The organism is Colwellia maritima, assembly GCF_022669015.1.
Classification (GTDB): Bacteria; Pseudomonadota; Gammaproteobacteria; order Enterobacterales; family Alteromonadaceae; genus Colwellia; species Colwellia maritima.
On the sequence record NZ_JAKKSL010000003.1, the window covers coordinates 265807 to 288431 of the forward strand.

Consider the following 22625-nt stretch of genomic DNA (forward strand, 5'->3'; position numbering starts at 1 on the left):
TTAAAGAAACTAACGGGGTGTTCATAATTATTCTTCCTGCGCAGACATTGTATTTGTGTGGCTAATTTGTAAGACCGGTGTTACATCCGATTTTTTCTTAGGGATGAAAGGAGCCATCAATGGAAAACTATCTTTCACACCGGGTGGCTTCAATACGGGAAATTGTTTTTGTACCCAACGTAAAATCAAAATTGCAGGGCTGTCCATGATCATTTTCATTTCTGGGTATTGCCAAACTAATTTATCAATACCATCATTCGGTTCAAAAATAGCATCACCTATACCGTTATTGTCCATATCCCAACCAAGGTAATTACTCCAATAGTTGCCTTGGCCGTCTTTGCTCCATTCCTGCTTTTTATTAGAAACATACTTTACTTGAGTTGGATTATTAATAAAGTTGTTACCATAAATTTTAATGTTTTCTGATCCTGCGGTTAAATGAATGCCAATTTCAGCCGTATCAATAATATTATGTTCAACCGTGTTATAACCCGAGTTGTAAACAAACAAGCCTTTACCATCACGACCTAATACTTTGTTTTCTGGTTTGGTCCATACATTTTTAATGTAATTATGGCTAATAGTAGACTCGGTAATGAAATTGAATAAAAAGCCATAATCTTCGCTGTCTGTCGTTTTATTGCCCGTAATTATTAAACGACGTGAGCTCATAAAGGCGTAACCCGCACGAGTACTGTAAGCTGTATTATGTTGAATCGTATTATCATAAGAATACATATAATGAATACCATAACGAAGATCATGCATTGTATTGTTTTCTATTAGGTTATTTTGACTAGAAATAACATAAATACCATCTCGTGTTTCATATGTTTCATTATTAAAAACATGACTATAGGTCACATTGGATAACTGGATACCATTGCCTCTGTCCGCAGAGCGCAACGCTAAATTTCCTTTAACTTTGTTATTAAACACTTTTGCTTTGGTGATATTATTAAGCCAAATACCAAAACCATCGCCTGATAACGTCGTATTTTTAATGACGATACCTTCAGCTTTTTTCTTATCTGAACTTACGCCAACTTTTTCATTAGAATAAATACCTGAGGTTTGCTCAGTAAGATCATGACCCCAGTTGATAATATTGAGGTTATCGATAGTAATATAAGAATTTTTGAGAACAAGTGCATGCCCGTATCCTTGAGCATCGATAATACTACCAGTCTCACCACGTAGCGTAATTTGCTTAGTAATAACAAAGTTACCACGGTATGTGCCGGCAGTTAATGCCACAATATCGCCATCTTGACTGGCATCAAGTATTTTTTGCAGATCATCAGCCGTTGATACTGAAAATTCTGCAGCAAAAAGAGGCGAACTAACACTAGTCAGAAAAAAAGTAAAAGGACGAGTAAAGGGTATTTTTTATTCAAGCGTAACAAGAGAAATTCATCACTAAGTTCTAAAGGAATAACAGCATAACATTTTAAACTATGCGTCTGTTGATCTTAAGTAAAAGTTACCTAATTATAACCATAAAAACACTTTTAATTTTGCAAAAATAAAGCCCAACACCTCACAGTATTGAGCTTTAAAAATCAATTTAAACTGAGTTTATGCATGAACAAACATACGACCGCGCATTTCCATATGTAAAGCGTGACAGAACCAGTTACAGTAATACCATTGAACACCGGGTTTGTTCGCAATAAAAGTGATAGACGATGTTGCTTGCGGGCTAATCTCCATTTGCACACCGTGGTTAGTCATACAAAAGCCATGGGTTACATCTTCGACTTGATCTAGGTTAGTTACCACAACGGTCACTTCATCACCTAAATTAACATCAAACGATTCTAAGCCGTAGGTTGGCGCAACTGACGTCATGTATACTCGTACTTTTTTAGGATCTTTTTTGTCACGAATAACTTTATTGTCACTCATTAAGTCAACACCATCTTTCTTTGCCATTGCTACTGTAGGAGCAAAAAATGGGTCGTCACGTGTCCATATTTTTTTAGGTTTAACTTTACTACGGTGTACCATAATACAGTCATGTGGTTCAGCAAACGTAGGTCCATCATGAACAAGCTTCATTTCATCACCAGTAATATCAATTAATTGATCATTTTCTGGTTTTAATGGACCCACATTTAAAAATCTATCTTTAGAAAACTTACATAGCACAACTAACCATTTACCATCTGCGTCTTTCGTCTCACCTTGCGATGTATGGTTATGACCTGGTTGATAATTTACATCTAATTTTTGACGAACATAATTAACCTTTTCACCATTATAGGCTTTTATTGCATCTTCAACATTCCATTTAACCACTTGGCTATCTAAGAATAAAGTAGTGTAGGCATTACCACGACCATCAAAAGAGGTATGAAGTGGCCCTAAACCTAATTCAGGCTCAGCGACAATAGTATCACGCGGCTTAATTTTATTTGCAAATAAGTCATCTAATTTAGCAATAGAAATAACGCTCACTGTTGGTGATAATTTACCATTGGCAATAAAATATTTTCCTTCGGGAGAAGTGTTTAAACCATGTGGTGATTTAGGTACTGGAATATAACGTGTTAAATCCGAACCCTTGCGGCCATCTAATACTGGCACGTTATTACCATTATAGGTTTTGAATTTACCGGCTTTTAATGCAGCTTCACAAGCCGCTAAACTGAAGATAACCACATGATCACGTTCTGAGGCAAGCATTTCGCCTAAGTTCATGCCCATTTCTGAGTTGTAACAGGTTGAAGCGAAATATTTACCATCAAAGTCAGCATCAGTATTATCTAAATTACCATCAACCATGACTTGGAAAGCCATTTCCATGGTTTCTGCATCAATAACATTATATAACGAACGGTAAGTGCTGACATCTTTCATACCCGATTTCCCATCATTATTCATCGGGATTTCAAATTCACCATTACAAACAACATATTTTGTATATGGTGCTTTTTGCACACGTAAACCATGCACAGCTTGTACGTTAGGTATCGTTAGTATTTTGTCTGTTTTCATAATATCACAACGAATACGACCTACGCGGCTATTAGCCTTATCGTTGATAAATACATATTTACCATTGTAGCTACCATCAGTCATTGACATATGTGGGTGATGAGAATCACCGGCTAGATAGTGATCACCATCACCTCTAATGTGCTTACTTTCATTTGTTAAGCCCCAACCTGTTGCAGAGTCGATATTAAACATTGGAATACGCATTAACTCACGCATTGAAGGTACACCCATAATGCGTACTTCGCCTGAATGACCACCTGACCAAAAACCATAATATTCATCTAATTCGCCAGGGTGAACAACTGGGCTCATCGCAGCATGTTTTGCTTGCGCTTTTGCGGTTGATGCAAACATTGCTGCTGTCATTGGTGCAGCAACAACCCCAAAGACCAATAAGTGCGGTTTTACCGAAAAACTTTCGGCGGTCTTCATTATCTAATGCGACTTCGTTATTTTTTTGATCTTCATTACTCATGGTTTCTCTCCACTCTCTTATATTTAAATGTGGTTTAGATTTGGTCTAGTGTTTAAATGATACTTACACAACTTCTTTAATGTTAATTTCAGCTTCTTTATACTTAGCTTTTTTTCTTGCCATTTTTTTAAGTGGCGGGCATTTTTCTTCATTATAATAAGTTACCTGACAATCTAGACAGTAGTGACACTCTCTCATGTTGATAACACCATCAGGATTAATTGCTTGAATTTCACACTCTTTGGCACAAGTTTTACACGGCTGACCGCACTCTGGACGACGGCGTAACCACTAAATAAACGAATACTGTTACTGGTTGATAACGCAGCACCTAGCGGACACAAATAACGGCAAAAGAATTTACGGTTAAAAATATTAATAATTAGTAACGCTGAGGCATATAAAATAAAAGGCCATTCCCGATCAAACTTCAACAAAAATGTTGTTTTAAACGGTTCAACCTCAGCAAATTGCTCAGCTAACGCTAATGACTCCATTGACAAGCCAAACAAGGCCAATAAGATTAGATATTTAATTGCCCATAAACGCTCATGTACAGCCCAAGGCAATTCAAACTGAGGAATTTTAATATACCGAGCAAAAATATTGATTAATTCTTGTAGCGCCCCAAACGGACATAACCATCCACAATAAACCGCACGTCCCCATAAAATCATGGTAACCGCCGCAGCACCCCATAAAATAAAGATAATGGGGTCAAGTAAGAATAAGTCCCAAGAAAAGTCTGACATAAAGGCTTGCAAAAAGGTAAAGACGTTTACAACAGATAATTGTCCTCCCCAAGACCAACCAATAAACACGACCGTGATTATCAAGAAGCTGTGGCGGAAATTGTGCATAAACGTTGGATGACGTACGAGAATATCTTGGAAAAATAAACTCATTACAACAATGAATAATAAAATAATTAAGATAACAACTTCGGTATTTTTTTCTTTCCACACTTGTTGTGTTAACGACAACTCTGGCTCAGGTAAAATCAGTGGAGGACGATCTACATACTGATCTAACGTGTGATAGTCGGCCTTAAAGCTTGTAAAAATACTATCTAGAGGACCGGTTTGACGACGCACAAGTAATTCTAACTGCCAGTCAGATCTTTGGGTTAAAGTTGTGATGAGCACGAATAGTAAAAATTGATTTTTCTTCAAAATCAGGCAAATTATCCATTGCCAGATCAGTGATCCTAGTATGATCTAAATCTCTAAAGGCAAAAGCATCACCATTTTGTAAAACTTGAATACGATCAAATATCCCGCCTCTAACATACCCAGAGCCCTTATATGAGTATCCTTGTCCCATTAAAATTAGTGCATGTTCATCAGGCTTTAGGGTAGACATTAAATATTCATATTCACTATCACCAAGTAAGTTTCGTCCAATAGAAGGAATATCAACTTGTGCAAAATAAATTTCCGCAAACATATCTTGCTTTTGTTCTGGGCTAGCTTCATTTATATGCTCAGCTTCCGTGCCAACAAAGGCTTTATCAACAGTTTCTCTATTGAGATATAGCTTACGGATAGCACCATTACCAAGCATTGTTAACCAATCTGCTTTTTCATAAACATCTGGGTATATAGTACCCATGGGTTGAATTGCTTCTTGTCCAAAGCCTTAATAATCCCTAAAGAGCGCGCGACTTGTATGGCTGATTTAACGATAGCAACATTCATCACCATTACGGTAACAGTAGCACCTGACAAGCCGTCAATATGAATAACACCTTCTGTTTTGTTTCCACCAACTTTTAGCCTATCTTTTACTGTTAGGCCATCATATTGATCTGCAAATTTATGTAGCTTGGATTCAGGAATTCCAACCAAAATAATAGGTTCGTGATGCTCTAATACTTTAGCACCTAAATACACACCGTTAGTGTCAATGGCCACAAGCATGTTAACTGGTTCGCCAGAGTAAGCAGGGATTTTTTCTAAGTCATTAGTTTCAAAAGCGTAGCCTAATACAACTTCTTTTTGACTCTCATCTTGACCAAAAACAGTCCAAATTAATGGTGCACCTTCTTTGGCAACCATTTTTTCTGAAATTTTGGTTTGTTCGGGGAAGATCTCTTTAATTAAAGGCATTGGATCTTTAGGCGGGCTAACAAATAAAGCCTGCGCAGGAAAGACAACCGCTAGAGACAAAAAGAATACAGGACCTAAAAGAATTAAGATCTTATTCAAGATTTTATTAATGGGACTGAAGAACATCAAGCATCCTATTCTTAATACAAAACAGCAGATAATAATCATAATAAAGCATAGCACCGCTGCGACAATATGCCACAGTCTACTTTATTAGTATAGAAGTGTAATGATTTAGATCAAACAATTGTCATCGATAAATTCCCTTTAACAACAAGGATATACCACTTTAGTGGTAGGTATTATAAAGAATTAAACCTAGTAGTGTGATAACAGTAACTTTGATAGTTAGGATGGTTTATTTGGCAATGCCGTCAAGGTAAAGCAATTGCAATTGATACGTGAAAAGAAGCAAGAAAATTATAACAATATTAATACAAAATAGGTTACCACTTAAGAGGTAACCTATTTTAGACCAGGTAAAAATTATTTAACCGTCACTCGCGCAAATTTACGTTTGCCCACTTGGTATACAGCATTACTACCACGGAGAACCACCAAATTTCTATCGGTAATTTTTTCACCGTCTATTTTTGCTGCGCCCTGTTTGATCATGCGATAAGCATCTGACGTGCTAGCAACCAAGTCAGCATCTTTTAATAAGTTAGCAATGGCAATTTCACCATCTTCAGGCGTAATGTCAAGCTCTGGCATTTCATCAGGCATTGCACCTTTTTGAAAGCGATTAATAAATTCTTGATGTGCTGCTTCTGCCGATGCTTCATCATGAAAACGGGCAATCAACTCTTTAGCTAAATCAATTTTCACATCCCGTGGGTTCTTCCCTTGTTCAATTTCAGCTTTATACGCTTCAATTTCGGCTAGGGGTTTAAAGCTAAGTAACTCATAATAACGCCACATCAGCACATCTGAAATCGACATGATCTTACCAAACATATCTGACGGGCTGTCAGTAATACCGATATAGTTACCCAATGATTTAGACATTTTTTGTACGCCGTCCAATCCTTCAAGTAAAGGCATCATCAACACGGTTTGTGGGCGCCGCCTTCTGATTTTTGTAATTCACGACCCATCAATAAATTAAATTTTTGATCAGTACCGCCTAGCTCAACATCGGCTTCAAGTGCAACAGAATCCCAACCTTGTACTAAGGGGTACATAAATTCGTGAATGGCAATGGCTTGCCCATTCGCATAACGTTTTTTAAAATCATCGCGTTCCATCATACGAGCAACCGTTTGGCGAGAAGCAAGTTTTAACATGCCGGCAGCACCTAGTTTTTCCATCCAAGTTGAGTTAAACGCAACAGTCGTTTTCGCAGGATCTAAAATTTTAAATACTTGATCTTTATAGGTCTGCGCATTAGCTAACACATCTTCTTTCGTTAATGGCTTACGCGTTACATTTTTACCCGTGGGATCACCAATCATGCCAGTAAAATCGCCAATTAAGAAAATAACTTCATGACCTTGTAGCTGAAACTGACGCAATTTGTTAATTAATACGGTATGGCCAAGATGTAAATCTGGCGCTGTCGGATCAAATCCGGCCTTAATTTTTAAAGGTTTACCCGTTTTTAACTTCGCTAATAATTCTTCTTCTACTAAGATTTCTTCTGCACCACGTTTTAATTCTGCAAACGCTTGACTAACATCGGTCATTTTCAGTTCCATTAGTGATATTTATTTCAATGTGCGAATTCTACTCATTTTAGCGACCACATAAAAGTAGAAAAACGAATGAACGCCTTATTTATAAAAGTTTTTATACAAACATTGATAAAAACTTTGCTATAGTGGCTGATATGTTAACGACAGTTATCGTATTTCAGTTCTCAACATTTCTATCATTATAAAATAAACTAAATAAATACCTCCGTGAATAAAAAACAAATATTACAGCGTCAATTAAAAAGTTTGCTTCGCATTGCCCAAAGCCTACAAAAAGCTTTTCAAACACTCCCCAAAAAACATCAAACGGTTATTATTGGCATTAGCGTGCTCGCCTTGATATTAGTTTTATTACCTTCAAGGGAAGAGTTAACGGTAAAAAACACACATACTCAACGTTTTGAAGTAGGTAAACGCTATCAAGTAGCCATGCCAGGACAAACAACGGATAAACAATCAATTAGCCCTATTGAAATTGAAGTACCGACAATAAGTCAACCAATCAAGAAACTCGATGAGGTGGATAAAGCGTTCACAAGCACGGTAAATTCGGAGCAGCAAAGTAATATTGCTTGGCAAACGATCACGGTGCGTAGTGGTGATTCTCTTGCCAGAATATTTAAACGTTTAGGTTTTAGTGCTCAAGACACCTATGCCATTAGTAGTGCAGAAGGTAAAGACAGCAAATTACTCCTTAAAATGAATGTGGGCGATACCCTAAGAATTGCGACAAATGACGCAAAAAAAATAACGGCATTAGAATACCCTCGCTCTAAAACAGAGACACTTTATATCAACTTAGTTGGTGACACTTATCAGTCATATAAAGAAAGTAAAAGCGTTGAAATTCGTGAAAATTTCGCCCACGGTACCATTAATACTAATTTTTGGAATGCCGGTACCGCATCCGGATTAACAGATGGACAAATTATAGAACTTGCCAATATTTTTGGTTGGGATATTGATTTTGCATTAGATATACGGGTGGTGATAGTTTTCATATTATTTTTGAACAAAAATATGTTGATGGTGAATACATTGGTACAGGTAATATTTTAGCTGCAGAGTTTATCAATCAAGATGATGTATTCCAAGCGGTTCAATTTAGCGACAAGGAATATTACACCCCTGACGGTAAGAGTATGCGTAAAGCCTTTTTACGCGCACCTGTAAATTTTAAATATATCAGTTCAAGCTTTAAACGGAAGCGTTTTCATCCGGTGCAAAAACGTTGGAAGGCACATAGAGGCGTTGATTATGCAGCTAAAACTGGCACACCGGTTGTTGCTGCAGGTAATGGTAAAGTAACGCATTCAACCTATAATAAATACAATGGCAATTATGTCTTTATTCAACACGGCAATGGTATCGTTACCAAGTATTTACATTTTTCAAAGCGTGCTGTAAAAAAGGGTCAACGAGTGAAACAAGGACAGCTCATTGGGTACGTGGGCGCAACAGGTTTGGCTGCCGGGCCTCATTTACACTATGAATTTTTACTCAATGGCGTACACCGTAACCCGAGAACAGTTAAATTACCCGATGCGAAACCCATAGATAAAAAATATAAGACTGAGTTTACCGCGCTCGCAACAGAACGTTTACAGGCACTCGCTAGTGCGAAACATGCCATCCTATCGATGACGGATAATGAAAAAACATTACAACCAAATAATGATTAAATAAAATCAGGTAGTTTCAATGAGCAATAAACAAAAATACTATATTGGTTTAATGTCAGGCACTAGTGCCGATGGTATCGATTTAGCCTTAGTCTCATTTGAACGAAATCATAAGCTTAGGCATCACGCCAGTTATTATCAACCTTATAGTAACGAAATAGCTGAACAAATTAAGTCACTGTATAGGCCTAATGCCAATGAAATTGATCGAGCGTTTACTCTGGATGTAGCACTCGCTAAACTTTTTTCTCGTGCGATTCATGATTTTTTAGCTCAGCAGCACTTAACACATGCTGATATTATTGCTCTTGGTAACCATGGTCAAACTATCCGACATAGGCCATTAAATACAAATGCTTTCACTTTACAAATTGGTTGCTGTCAAACATTAGCCACCTTAACTAATATTCGTGTTATTGGGCAGTTTCGTCGTAAAGATATGGCATTAGGTGGACAAGGTGCACCACTGGTACCTGCTTTTCATCAAACTATTTTTAGTGAGAATAAAACACATAATCCATCAAGTAAGAATGCTATTGATGTTTTTGTTGTAAACATTGGTGGCATTGCCAATCTCACCTTTCTTCCGGCGCAAGATACTTTCAAAACACTCGGTTACGATACTGGTCCGGGTAATGCGCTCATGGATGATTGGTTTCAATTACATAACCCAGACAGTACATTTAAATATGATAAAAACGGTAATTGGGCAGCTACAGGTATTATTAATGATGAATTATTACACCAATTATTGTCCGATAACTATTTCAAGCTCCCTGCCCCTAAAAGCACTGGTAGAGAGTATTTTCATTTACCATGGTTACAAAAACAGCTAAATAACGTTGCTCATATAAGCAGTCAAGATGTGCAGGCAACATTAACCGCTTTTACAGCAATAACCATCGTGAATGCGATTACCCAACACCATCTAGATAATACAAACATGGTCAAAATTTATCTGTGTGGTGGTGGCACGCATAATAAAGATTTAAAAAACCAACTAAATCAACAGCTAGAAAAACAAATAACAAACTACGAACTTCTTCTTACTAATCAAAAAGATATAGATGTAGATCAATTAGAAGCCATTGCCTTTGCTTGGTTAGCATTCGCTTATGACAAAAAGTTCTTAAGCAATATGCCGGCAGTGACAGGGGCTAGCAAAGGTTGTACTCTCGGCACTGAGTTTTTACCCTAATAGTTACTAGTAAATATCAATTTTATCTCTATACTAAATCATTCTAAGAATAAAAAAACAGCAATACTGAGTTATTTCTCATACAAGAGTTCTCTTTTTTTATCGCTTTTAATTTATAAAAATCGAACTATTTGTGTGTTTTTTAATCTAAGTATTTACGTATTTATAATAAATGATTAGGAGAAGCTATGGAATTCAAAGATATTCATATTGGTATGAAATGCGGCAGCAGAAAAGGCAGTGGCACTGTGACTTGGATAGATGGTTCAACACGCAAAATTTATATGGCTGACACCTGTAATAATAATAATTTTGAAGTGGAATTTGAAGACATCATTGAAGATCCACAAGTACACAATAAACAAGATACCTTTTATTAGAGCGATTGTTTTACCTAATATAGTTAACTTATCATTTAAATTATTTAACCTTTAAATTGAACCTAAAAGCCCATAAATATTATGGGCTTTTATTTATTAATTGCTGAGACTATGATGCTCACCACTATTAACATAGCACACGATTACTTTTCTGGCATAAAACTGTCTTCTTCTATCGAAAGGGCATAAGCTTTATATTCCATATCAGATTGCAAAATATGCTTAGCCATCCAATTATAAAGAAACATCCCTATTTTATGTTGTATATCGATATCATAATGAATAAGTCTATTTCTAAGCGCATTAAAATTATGCCTCAATTCTTCATGTTGTTTAATATGTTCATCCGTTGCAGGGTAATTAATTTGTCTTAATAAGTTTTCTTCCGATTCAAAATGCAAATCAATATAGGAAGACAAACTTTCAAAAAGAATAATGGCGGACTGTTTATTGTCTTGTTTAAAAAACTCATTAATCATATCAAATAGTTCTTTATGCTGATTATCCATATCCGCATTGCCAACCGCGTATTCTGCATCCCAATGAATTTCAGACTGACCGAAACTTTCATCGTAAGTAAGCACATCTTCCGGATTTTTCACTGCATAGTTAACACTTGCTAATATCGCACTTTTTTTCAAAGGCTTAAGCAAATACCCACTTAATCCCTGCTCTATCCATTCTTTCATCACCGCTTTTTCAACATGATTAGCGTATGCGATAATAGGGACTTTATTACCTTTTTTACGGATAGTTTTTGTAACATCAATACCATTAACGTTAGGTAAATCATAGGCAAGCAGCACTACATCGGGCTGAAATTTTGCTATTTGAGATAACGCTGATTTTCCGTCGTTCACTAATAAATATTTAAAAACAGTTTCTGAAAAAATTGCCTCTATGACTCGTGTAAACAAGTCTGATGGCTCAGCAATAAGTACTTTATAGCGAGACGTTATAAGTGGTAAGTCTTTTTCTTCAGTTGAGGTTAAAAGCTCAGCATTTACGCCTACAATTGTTTTGTTACTTTGCGTGTTATGCTTATTAACACTCTGCTTTATTTTGTCATTGTTTAGTTTTAATTGGTTTAATTGAGTTAAAATATTTTGTATTTCAGAAGAAATGTTTTCATTCATTTCATCAAGGGACAAGCCAATTAGGTTTTGTAAAACCGTTTTTGCCTCCATGCCCTCTATCCCTGCAAAAGAATCATTGGTAGCCGACAGTAGGGTTTCACCACATTTATTAACTTCGTGGATAAACGACTTTTTAAGTGCTACACCGTGCTCAATACATGAGGCGAGTTGATCATCCCCTTCAGAAATAAGTATATCTAAACTATTATTTTTATGACTATCGATTATCTTTAACTCTTGTAACAACACCGGCTTTAATCGATAAGGCTCATTTAACGGATTGATTATAACGTAATTATCGAATAAACCATTTTCACAAGCTAAATAAGCGTTAAGCGTTTCACGATTGTTAATCAGTAATACTGCACTATGGGGCGCAATATTTTGTTCATATTCTTCCAAATAATCGATATAAAACTGTATTGTGTTTTTTACATCATTTGAAGATAATAGTAAAACTTTGGGCGCTAGCTTAGCTATCTCTTGCATTCTTTTTGGGTTATGTTTATATGCTTTAAAATCAAGCTCTAATTCCATAATTTGTTTAATAGCCGGTTCCACCACATCACGATCTTGATAAACCATAATTACGTCAGGTTGGTTAAGCACTCTCATTGAGCTCACGGACAATCTTCCTTATTCTGTTGATTGGTTGTAGCTACAACCCTATATTTTTCGTTAAACGTCATAATCCATTGTTCAAAGTGATACGCGTTAAGTGGTTTACTGTATAGAAACCCTTGGTGATTATAACACCCTAATTCACATAATTTATCGGCTTGCTCTTGTGTTTCAATTCCTTCTGCAATTAGCTCAATATTAAATGTTTCCGACAATAATATTATTGCCTTAATAATAGCCGCATCATTCTTATCATGCTCAATATTATCAACGAAACATTTATCAATCTTCACATTATCAATAGGTAAACTTTTTAGGCGTTGTAAAGACGAATACCCCGTACCAAAATCATCAATAGCCACTTTAATACCTAGCTTTCTTAAGGCACGTAAAATAGGCGTGTGATGATTATTGTCTTCAGAAAAAACCGATTCAGTTACCTCAAGTTCAATAACATTACCAGGAAGCGACTCCTCTAATAAGATACGTTCAACCTGAGAAAAAAGATCATTTCGGTCGAACTGTTTTAACGAAATATTTATTGCCATGGTGCCAGTAAAGAGATCGCTATCTCTCCATAGTTTTAATTGCTTACAAGCATTTTTTAAAACAAAATAGCCAAGCTCTTTAATCGTGCCATTAGCCTCTGCAATGGGAATAAATAAATTAGGGGGATTATCCCCTGTTCTGGGTGTATCCAACGAATTAAACATTCAATACCATACACCTCATGACTTTTGGCATTAATTTGGGGTTGATACCACACTTCAAATTGTTCTTTTTCAATGGCTTTATAAATTTCAGCATCAAGTTCTAAACGCCGTTTTATTAACTCTTTTTCTTTTGTATCAAAAAATAAATAGTGATTGCCTCCTGACTCTTTTACTTTCAACATAGCAACATCGGCAAAGGTCACTAGCTCTTTAATATCGGTAGAATCCGCAGGAAATTGACTTACCCCAATACTGGCCGTTATTTTAAATGTACCATATTTTGTTTTAAATGGTTTTTCAAAAAATAATAGCATTTGTTTGCAAATGTTATCTAAATTTTTTATTGTTTTTTGCCCTTCAATAACAATAATAAATTCATCTACGCCACTGCGCGCTACAATATCACTATCTCGTAATTTACCACCTAACCGATTAGCCACACTCTTTAATAGTTCATCGCCTGCTTCATGCCCTAATGAATCATTAATAAATTTAAATCGGTCTAAATCACAAAAAAATACACAGAAGCAGGTAGGACTTTCTTTATGTGTTTCCGTTAAATATTCGAGTTTTTCAAATAATAAATGCCTATTAGGTAAGCTAGTTAAAACGTCATGATATGCATGGAAATGTAATTCTTCTTCAGATTTTTTTCGGTTAGTGATATCCGAGAATTGACAAATATAATTAGAAATTTCCCCAGTGCGATCTTTAATACTACTAATATTTGACCATTGAGGATAAATTTGCCCATTTTTACGTTTATTCCATATTTCGCCCTGCCAACAGCCTTTTTTTATCAACGCTTTCCAAAACCTTTGATAAAATTCTTTATCTTGTTTTCCTGAGCTAAGTACTGCGGGCGTTTTTCCTGTCACTTCAGCTTGTGTGAAACCCGTTATATCAGAAAAACTTTTATTCACTGTTTGTATACAACCTTGACTATCAGTCACGATAATAGCTTCGTAAGTTTGGTCAAAAATTTGTTCAATAATCGATTGATTATATTGAGTTATATTTTCATAATTGACAGCTTTAACAAACAGCAAGGTTTGCTTTTTTCCTGCTAGGTATTGTGAGAAAAAAGACACCTCTACGGGAAGTTGCTTTCCCCTTTTATGTTTGATAATGGCATGAAAATGGCCACATGTAGGGTTATCATTACTTGCCTCAATTTTTGTCGCTAAAAAGGCGTCTATATTTTCAATTGAAGCCCCGAGTAACTCGTCTTTACTGCCGCCAGTCATTGTAAGGTATGGTTCGTTAACGTCTATTAACACCAAGTTTTGATCGAGTATTAAAACACCTGTGGTCACACAGCTTTGAATTAACGTTTTACCTACACCTTTCATAGCTTATATTCCTTAATCAACATAAAAACGTGTGATATACACTAAATTTAGTGTAGTAAAGAAATATTAGGATGTACATTTTTGAATGCGTTAATTTAACAAAACCAGGTACTTAGTAATGTTATTATTTTATCATTAGGGGTAAACTAACGGGTAATATTCCACGTGGTTTTTGCTTACCAAAAACAATAGAAATACTAGTATGGTACCCAGGACTATAAGGTGTGTTGCTAGCCATTTGATAAATACGATCATCAAAAGTAACTAAAATAGCGTCTGCTTTATCAAGATAAGGTTGTAACAAATAAGGTGAGCCTTTTGCCACCACTACACTGGTTATTTTTTTCTGCTTTGCTTGATTTAATTGGAGAGTGAGTAACTGCTGATAACTGACCTTCTCTTGTTCACTCACTAAATAGGCTTGTGTGGAACGATCTTCTGCTCCTCCAATATCAACTAGACTCGCAATTTTGGTGTCAATGGTTGCTATGAGTAAATCTGCTTTTATTAACTTCTCAGCTTGTTTAATTTGCGCCTGGGCATCAGCATCAGCTACCACGGTTGCGCTAATTTTTGGTGGTGTTAGCCCTAAGCTTGTCCAATGAGACCCAATGGCATGCTTTAAAGCGCCAAACTCTTGCCAGTTTAAAACAAACAGGTGAATACGTGTCATTTTCAAAACATCAAACGGTAACTTATGCCGTTCGTTAGTTAATAAAACGACTGCATTATCGGCTAACGCTTGTTCAAGCTTCAAATGTTGCGGTTTAGCTATCAATTGCTCTGCGATAGCAACTTGTTCTGCCATGGAAATTTTTGGTAGCGTTATAAATTTCGCCTTATAGCGATTAATACGTGCGAGTGATTGCGTAACTTCAGCTAATGAAAAAACATTATTATCACTTTTTTGTTGTAACATGTTAGCAACAGATTTAATGAACAAATAAAATTTGCCTATGTCCTCTTTAGTTCTTATTTTAAAAGGCATGACGGCCAAATCGGCACCAAGAACAAAGGTTTCAACAACGGCAGTTACTTCATCAAAATAATGCGCAATACCTGCCATATCCAGAGCATCTGTTGCAATAATGCCATCAAAATTCATTTTTTTCTTAAGAGTTTTGTTAATATTTTTCGTGACATAGTTCGGACGAATAATTTGCTCACCAAACATGTTTTCAACCGTTGTGTTATCGAGTGCCGGATATTGAATATGTGCGGTCATAATCATCGCGGGAGAACTGTGTTTTATTGCCCACTGAAATGGTGCAATATCTTTCTTTTCTATTGTCGCTAAATCATGTAAAACTGAGGGTAAACCTAGATGACTATCAACATGGGTATCGCCATGCCCTGGAAAGTGTTTCAAGGTAGCCATAATGCCTTGCTGTTGAAAGCCATTAACAGCCGCAACACCTAGCTCTGCTACCTGTTGAGCATTTTCCCCAAAAGAACGAGTATTAATGACAGGATTATCAGCATTGGTATTAACATCTATAACAGGAGCATAGTTATTATTTATGCCGAGCAAGGTCAATTCTTTGCCAATTACTGTCCGGTATCCGTAGCGTACTTTGTACCATAATCTGGGTAAGTGGCACCAATAGCCATGTTGCCTGCAAATGAGGTTGCTTGTGGTAACCTCACAACCCTCCCCCTTCTTGATCTATAGAAATAATTAACGGTAATCCTGAATCTGATTGCACTGCGGCTTTTTGCAAGTCATGCGTTAACTGAATCACCTGCTTAGTTGAGACTAAATTTTCCGCAAAAAGAACCACACTACCGATACCTGATTTCGTGATCATCTCAGCTAAAGCTACTGGTAATTTTGTCACGGGTTGTAAACAGGTTCCTTTTTTTGAATTGGCACTATCCGTGCAATAATAACGAATATCTAACGCTATTTTTGCGGCAATTTGTTTTTCTAAATCAGAAAAAAAACTCGATGATTCTTTCGCGTTTGTCATAGGTTTATTTGATACGTTATTGCCAGAAAAAGGTTGGCTAGAATAATTATTCGGTAATGAAAAACAATTACCGATATAAGTGAAACAAAAAAAAACAACAATCAATTTAAGACTATTGTTTAACGCTTTTACTTTCATTTACATAACGCCAAAACGTTTTTAACTAAGTTATTAATCCCTGACGCTGCTTCTGTTAGGGAAGTAGCTAACATATAGGCGGGTGTTGTCACTAATTTATGAGCATGATCAATAACGACTTCATCAACATTACAATTTTCATGTATTAAGCCTCTGGCTGTAATTAACGCGGCTGTCCCTTTATCGGTACCGATAGTACCTTGTACGCCTTTAGGATATATAAGTGGCAACATGGAAGGGGCAATACACATATAACCGGCGGGCTTATCTGCTTTAGCAAACCCCTGACAAGCGGATAATACTTGAGTATTCACTTCGTAATTATCACCATCTAAAGCAAAATTACATAAGTTTTTTGCTGCACCAAAACCACCAGGTACAATCAAAGCATCAAATTCTTGTGTTTGTAGGTCGACTAAATCTTCTATGTTGCCACGGGCAATACGAGCAGATTCAACTAAAACATTTCGATTTTCTCCCTCACTTACCTCACCCGTTAAATGATTTATAACATGGTGCTGTGCAATATTGGGTGCAAAACAACGATAGCCGGCGCCATTTTGCTCTATCGCTAACAAAGTTAATACTGATTCATGAATTTCACTACCATCATACACACCACAACCACTTAAAATTACCGCAACTTTTTTCATCATTCATCCTTAGGGAGCATATTAGCCTTACCATTAAGCCAGTTTATTAATTGACATATTAGCACCAACAATACAGAAAAAAACATCAATCCTGCAAATGGTAAAGCACTACCATCATAATAAAAAGCTAAAATAGGCCCCGCCATTGCACCAATACCAAATCGTAGGGTACCTATTACGGCGGTAGCTGTACCTGATTGTTCAGGAAACTTGGTTAACACTAAAGCATCAGCATTCACGGCAACCATTGAAATACTTCCCATCAATGGAATGATGGATAGCACAGTGTAAGAAAGAGGCATCCCTGTTAAATTAACAAAAAATAAGCCTGCAGAAGTAATAATCGATAAAATTAGCCCATACCACAACATTTTTCTTGAGCCTTTTCGCACAACTAAACGGGTATTAATAAAATGCGCCAACATTAAGCCAAATACGTTCATTCCAAATAAAATACTAAAGCTAAATTCAGAGACTTGATATACCGTTAAATAGACAAAGGGAATAGCCGTAATATAAGCAAAGAAAGCAAGTGAAACCATCATTGAACTAATAATATCTAAACGCGCTTCATTATTTGAAAACACAATTTTATAACGACCCAAAAAGTTTACTTGATTCTCTTTGTTCACTTGGGTTCGAGAAACATCAGGTAAATACCGCATAACAAGCAATATTACGATTGCACTATAAAAAACCAACACATAAAAAATTAACTGCCAACTATGTGCAACTAATAAAATACTACCTATACTCGGCGCTATCATAGGAGCAAGCATCATAATCATTGACACATACGACAGCCCTTTTGCTGTATCCTTTTGATAATACTCACGAATTGTTCTGGGCACAACAACCGTTGCTGCACTACTAATAAACGCTTGTATAAAACGTAATAGCAAAAACTGCTCAATATTAGTCACAAATGGTAATAATAAACTCGCAATTAAAAAGCCACTTATGCCAAATAACACCATTTTCCTTCGTGAACTATTATCAGCCATAGGACCAAAGATAATTAAACCCAAGGCGAATCCCAACAAATAAATACTCAATGAATTTTGTATCATTGGCATGTCTGTATTTAAATCCTCAGCCAATATAGGCATTGCAGGTAAATACATATCAATAGCTAACGGAGATAAAGCCATTATTGATGCAAGTAAGGGTAAGATTATTTTAAGTGATACTTGTGTCGAAGTGTCTAATTTCATAATGATTTTTGCGATTACTGTAATTGTTTATATGTATATTCAAACACTAATTTACCTAATGCTTTCACTGCGTTTTCTACCTGTGTATTCCACTGCACACCAAAACTAATGCGCATAAAGTTAGCGTACTTTGCTGAAGGGGAAAATATGATACCGGGAGCAAAGCTGACTCCGAGTTCTAATGCTTCTTGAAAAAAATCACTGGTATTAACGTGCGACTGACACCTAATCCACAACACGCTACCCCCTTGAGGTTTAGAAATGCAAACCTCCTTGGGAAAACTTTCGGCAATTAACGCTCGCATACGCTCACAATTATAAATTAATTTTTTTCTGAGCACGTTTAAATGTCGATCATAGTCGCCACTTTGAATATATTCGTTTAATGTCCATTGCTGTAACAACGGTGTAGAGCATGATTGAGCGCGTTTCGTGCGTTTAGCTTGTTCTTCATATTTACCGGGTAACAACCATCCGATTCTATACCCTGGCGCCGCTGTTTTAGAAAATGAGGAGCACGTCATAACCAAGCCATCTTTCGAATATAGTTGCGCTTGGTCTGGGTTTACGTTCAGTAAAATACAGCTCGCTGTATACATCATCTTCTATTAACGGAATGCCTTTTTGTTCAAGTAAGCTAACCATGGCTTGTCGTTGCGTATCTGTTTTCATGGAACCCAATGGATTATTTATCGCCGAAGAAAACAAACACGCCTTAATTGGATGCTCTTGAATTGCCTTCGTTAAGTCATCTAAACAAACACCGTCTTCAGTGCAAGTATATATTTCTAATGCTTGCATACCCAAGGTTTCAATAAGCTCTATAATACCAAAGAAGCAAGGCGACTCTACCGCAATAACATCACCACGTTTAGCAACACATTGCAACGCAATAGACAAGGCTTCCTGCGCGCCATTAGTAATCACTATGTCATCAGGGTTAATAGCCACTCCTTGTTCTTGATAACGAAGCGCCAATTGCATACGTAGTTTGCAATCTCCTGTAACGGGTCCATAGCTAACAGCTTTTTCAGCGACTTTAGAAATAACAGCGCGCATTAATCTTGCCAGTGTTTTATCTGGAGGATTAGCCAAAATAGGGTTTGAAATACCTAAAGCAATAGTATCAGGCATATGCACAGCCTGATAAACCTGTTCAATCATATTACGACATTGTACGGTTGTCGGTGTACAATGAGACCATTTTTTAGGTCTAGGTTGTAACGTGCGTGCTTGCTCTGCCGTTAAATAATAACCCGATTGGGGTCTAGCGCAAACACGCCCCTGACGCTCTAATTCAATATAAGCTTGCTTTACCGTTGGCACACTGATTTCAAATTGTCGACTTAACTTACGTAAACTCGGTAATTTATCGCCAGGCAATAAAGCACCTGTTTTTTGTTGGTAGCCAATAAAGTCTATAACTTGTTGATATAAAAAAGCAGTTGATGATTTATCCAGTAATTGCATAACATAAGCCTTTGGAAAACAAACTGTACAGGTTCCATTTTCAATATTTTGTATATGTTATTAGAACAAATAATCACTATACTGTCATTCTCTATTTTAAAATTGCACAATAAAATGACGTACCGCTGTTATATCTAACCATCAGCAGTAAAAGGAAAAATAATGAGTAATAGTATTCTATATCTACTTACCGTACTTATTTGGGGGTCTACTTGGATTGCCATTAATTATCAACTGGGCGATGTTGCTCCCGAAGCATCTGTGTCATATCGATTTTTACTTGCTGCAATTATTTTATTTGTTTTTGTCAAAGTAAAACATTTGCCGATGCTGTTTTCTTTGAAACAACATGCTTTGTTTGCTGCTTTTGGCGTTTGCTTGTTTGGCATGAACTATTTATTGCTTTATAACGCCCAACAACACATTAATTCAGCATTAAGCTGTATTGCCTTTTCAACGTTAATGCTAATGAATATAATTAACGCCAAAGTTTTTTTTAAAACACATATCACCAAACAAGTCTATTTCGGTGGCGCTTTTGGCTTATTTGGTATTGTGACACTTTTTTGGCCACAATTAACTGATGTACACTTAGGTACGGCAACCTTTTTGGGCTTAGGGCTGTGTTTATTAGGCACCTTTTCTGCTTCGATGGGGAATATGCTATCCATCAAAAATCAAAAAAATCATATTCCCATTGTTCAGGCCAATGCATGGGGAATGCTGTATGGTGCTATTTTCACTAGCTTAGCCGTGGTAGTACAAGGTAAACAATTCACTTTTTCATTTGAACCGGCTTATTTAACCTCGTTGGTCTACTTATCACTTTTTGGCTCTGTAATCGCTTTTGGTTGTTATTTAAGCTTGATGACACGTATTGGCTCTCACAAAACCTCGTACGCGAATATTATTTTTCCGGCTATTGCGGTATTAATCTCAACCGTTGTCGAGGGGTTTGCTTGGAGTGAATACACAGTAATTGGGCTAAGCTTCGTTTTATTAGGCAACATAGTGGTACTAACCAAAACAGAAACATTACAGCGGTTATTCAGCTTTAAACAAGCAGCAAAAGTTTAATGTAAATGGCATGCTTTAATGAATAATAAAGCCAAAGATATGTGCCAATAGCATACGACATAGTGGCTCCTTCCTGCTATGTCGTTTTTTATACACGTTATTTATACATGATGCTTTAACATTTCATCATGTCTTGCTAAAACCTCAGAATTATCTTGCGGTGACAGTGTGCTTACCACATAAATAACCAAAGAGCATAAAATAAAGCCGGGAACTATTTCGTACATAAGTGAACTTAATGACTGCCCATTAATAGTTAATGGTAAGTAAATCCATAGTAATACAGTTACCGCCCCAGTTACCATGCCGGCTAACGCAGCATTTTTTGTCATTTTTTTCCAGTATAAACTACCGATAACAACAGGACCAAATGCAGCGCCAAAACCCCCCAAGCATTACTAACTAATGATAAAATTGAAGAGTCACGATCGTAAGCTAGATAAATGGCGACAAGTGCTACTAAAAACACAGAAATTCGTCCAACCAACACCTGTTGTTTGTCTGTAGCATTTTTATGTAAAAATGTTTTGTAAAAATCTTCTGTCAAAGAACTTGATGTCACCAAAAGCTGAGATGAAATAGTACTCATAATTGCGGCTAAAATGGCAGCTAATAAAAAGCCTGAGATTAATGGGTTAAATAAAATTTGCGACAATAAAATAAAAATAGTTTCCGCATCATCCGGCTTTATTCCTGTTTTAGCAACATAGGCAATACCCGCAAATCCTGTTGCCATCGCACCTATAATAGAAACAATCATCCAACTCATACCAATACGACGCGCTGTCGGCATATCCTTGACACTTCGAATTGCCATAAAGCGAACAATAATATGAGGCTGCCCAAAATAACCTAACCCCCAAGCCATTGCAGATAAAATACCAATAAAGCTCATGCCACTAAAGATATCTAACAAAGCAGGATTTATTGTATTAATACTTGAATACATTTGTGATACCCCACCAATTTCAAAAATCGCAACCACAGGGACTAACACCAAGGCTATAAACATAATACACCCTTGCACAAAGTCGGTTAAGCTCACCGCTAAAAAGCCACCAAATAGCGTATAGGCAACAACCACACCCGGTAACATACAAACCTACCTCATAATTTAACCCAAAAGAGCTCTCAAACAATTTTCCACCTGCAACAATTCCGCTTGATGTATACAGTGTAAAAAACAACACAATAACCACTGAGGACACGATTCTTAGCCAACGAGAATCATCATGAAAGCGATTTTCAAAAAAATCCGGTAAGGTAATTGAGTCATTCGCAATTTCGGTATAAGTTCTTAGACGAGGAGCAACGATAAGGTAATTTAAAAAAGCGCCAAGCACCAACCCTATCGCAATCCATAAGCTACTAATACCAGTAATGTACATTGCACCCGGCAAGCCCATTAACATCCAAACCGCTCATATCAGAAGCACCAAGCAGACAGTGCAGCAACACTCGGGCTTAAACTCCTACCTCCAAGCATATAGCCTGAAACGTCACTCGTTGATTTACGATACGCATATAAACCGATACCAAGCATTGCAATAAAATAAAGCCCCAAGGAAAAAAGTGTTTCAAATTCCAAAATAATACCCACCATTATAATTATATTTTTATCATTGCAACTAAAGAGTACTACTGCGCGTTAATCCATAAATAATTCTTAATCCATCTACCTTCTCTGTATACCAAAGTTAACTTATAGGTGCATAAACTCGCATCTTGGCGTGATTTG

General features: G+C 36.6%; 13 protein-coding genes and 6 pseudogenes. 4 read left to right on the forward strand and 15 right to left on the reverse strand.

Features of this window, described 5'->3' with window-relative positions; translation table 11 throughout:
• Positions 1-27: 27 nt before the first annotated feature.
• From L3081_RS17140 to tyrS, 4 genes and pseudogenes are all read right to left on the reverse strand, one after another.
• Positions 28-1359: a nitrous oxide reductase family maturation protein NosD gene (locus tag L3081_RS17140; RefSeq protein WP_242287579.1), complete on the reverse strand. Its 1332-nt coding sequence runs from the start codon at positions 1357-1359 to the stop codon at positions 28-30.
• Positions 1360-1581: 222 nt separating this feature from the next.
• A pseudogene (nosZ, locus tag L3081_RS17145) lies at positions 1582-3481 on the reverse strand (TAT-dependent nitrous-oxide reductase).
• Positions 3482-3544: 63 nt separating this feature from the next.
• A pseudogene (gene nosR, locus L3081_RS17150) lies at positions 3545-5715 on the reverse strand (transcriptional regulator NosR).
• 360 nt (positions 5716-6075) lie between these two features.
• Positions 6076-7274: pseudogene (gene tyrS / locus L3081_RS17155) on the reverse strand (tyrosine--tRNA ligase).
• A gap of 255 nt (positions 7275-7529) precedes the next feature.
• On the opposite strand from tyrS, the pseudogene L3081_RS29185 reads away from it, so the two are divergent.
• The 3 genes and pseudogenes from L3081_RS29185 (at position 7530) to L3081_RS17175 (ending at position 10543) form a co-directional block, all read left to right on the forward strand.
• Positions 7530-8965: pseudogene (locus L3081_RS29185) on the forward strand (OapA family protein).
• 19 nt (positions 8966-8984) lie between these two features.
• A complete protein-coding gene (locus L3081_RS17170) occupies positions 8985-10163 on the forward strand; it encodes an anhydro-N-acetylmuramic acid kinase (protein ID WP_242287273.1) in 1179 nt (392 codons plus the stop codon).
• Positions 10164-10351: 188 nt separating this feature from the next.
• Positions 10352-10543, forward strand: a complete 192-nt coding sequence (locus L3081_RS17175) for a hypothetical protein (RefSeq protein ID WP_242287274.1) — start codon at positions 10352-10354, stop codon at positions 10541-10543.
• Between the two features lie 143 nt (positions 10544-10686).
• On the opposite strand, the gene L3081_RS17180 is transcribed toward L3081_RS17175, so the two are convergent.
• The 8 genes and pseudogenes from L3081_RS17180 to L3081_RS17210 all read right to left on the reverse strand — a co-directional run bounded on the left by L3081_RS17180 (position 10687) and on the right by L3081_RS17210 (position 19810).
• On the reverse strand, positions 10687-12294 hold the full coding sequence (locus tag L3081_RS17180) for a bacteriohemerythrin (protein ID WP_242287581.1): 1608 nt from the start codon (positions 12292-12294) through the stop codon (positions 10687-10689).
• A gap of 5 nt (positions 12295-12299) precedes the next feature.
• Positions 12300-14365 (reverse strand): annotated as a pseudogene (locus tag L3081_RS17190) (putative bifunctional diguanylate cyclase/phosphodiesterase).
• A 124-nt stretch (positions 14366-14489) separates the two neighbouring features.
• A complete protein-coding gene (locus L3081_RS17195; protein ID WP_274620601.1) occupies positions 14490-15896 on the reverse strand; it encodes a glycoside hydrolase family 3 N-terminal domain-containing protein in 1407 nt (468 codons plus the stop codon).
• A gap of 112 nt (positions 15897-16008) precedes the next feature.
• On the reverse strand, positions 16009-16473 hold the full coding sequence (locus tag L3081_RS27155; RefSeq protein WP_274620602.1) for a glycoside hydrolase family 3 N-terminal domain-containing protein: 465 nt from the start codon (positions 16471-16473) through the stop codon (positions 16009-16011).
• A complete protein-coding gene (elbB, locus tag L3081_RS17200) occupies positions 16470-17126 on the reverse strand; it encodes an isoprenoid biosynthesis glyoxalase ElbB (protein WP_242287583.1) in 657 nt (218 codons plus the stop codon). The genes L3081_RS27155 and elbB overlap by 4 nt, the downstream gene beginning before the upstream one ends.
• Positions 17126-18340: a multidrug effflux MFS transporter gene (locus tag L3081_RS17205; RefSeq protein WP_242287277.1), complete on the reverse strand. Its 1215-nt coding sequence runs from the start codon at positions 18338-18340 to the stop codon at positions 17126-17128. The genes elbB and L3081_RS17205 overlap by 1 nt, the downstream gene beginning before the upstream one ends.
• Before the next feature lie 14 nt (positions 18341-18354).
• Positions 18355-18864 carry an aminotransferase class I/II-fold pyridoxal phosphate-dependent enzyme gene (locus L3081_RS28485; RefSeq protein ID WP_338027379.1) on the reverse strand — a complete coding sequence of 170 codons (510 nt, stop codon included), beginning with the start codon at positions 18862-18864 and terminating at the stop codon, positions 18355-18357.
• Positions 18842-19810 carry an aminotransferase-like domain-containing protein gene (locus L3081_RS17210; RefSeq protein WP_338027380.1) on the reverse strand — a complete coding sequence of 323 codons (969 nt, stop codon included), beginning with the start codon at positions 19808-19810 and terminating at the stop codon, positions 18842-18844. Before L3081_RS17210 ends, L3081_RS28485 begins: the two co-directional genes overlap by 23 nt.
• Positions 19811-19972: 162 nt before the next feature.
• Between L3081_RS17210 and L3081_RS17215 the strand changes: the two genes are divergently transcribed.
• The gene (locus L3081_RS17215; protein ID WP_242287278.1) at positions 19973-20887 is read left to right on the forward strand and encodes a DMT family transporter; all 915 of its coding nucleotides are present in this window, start codon (positions 19973-19975) and stop codon (positions 20885-20887) included.
• A gap of 101 nt (positions 20888-20988) precedes the next feature.
• On the opposite strand, the gene L3081_RS29190 is transcribed toward L3081_RS17215, so the two are convergent.
• The 3 genes and pseudogenes from L3081_RS29190 to L3081_RS29195 all read right to left on the reverse strand — a co-directional run bounded on the left by L3081_RS29190 (position 20989) and on the right by L3081_RS29195 (position 22475).
• Positions 20989-21219, reverse strand: coding sequence for a hypothetical protein (locus tag L3081_RS29190; protein WP_420839751.1), 231 nt, complete (start codon positions 21217-21219; stop codon positions 20989-20991).
• Positions 21216-22299, reverse strand: a pseudogene (gene putP, locus L3081_RS17220) (sodium/proline symporter PutP). Before putP ends, L3081_RS29190 begins: the two are co-directional and overlap by 4 nt.
• 14 nt (positions 22300-22313) lie before the next feature.
• Positions 22314-22475, reverse strand: coding sequence for a hypothetical protein (locus L3081_RS29195; RefSeq protein WP_420839752.1), 162 nt, complete (start codon positions 22473-22475; stop codon positions 22314-22316).
• Positions 22476-22625: the final 150 nt, after the last annotated feature.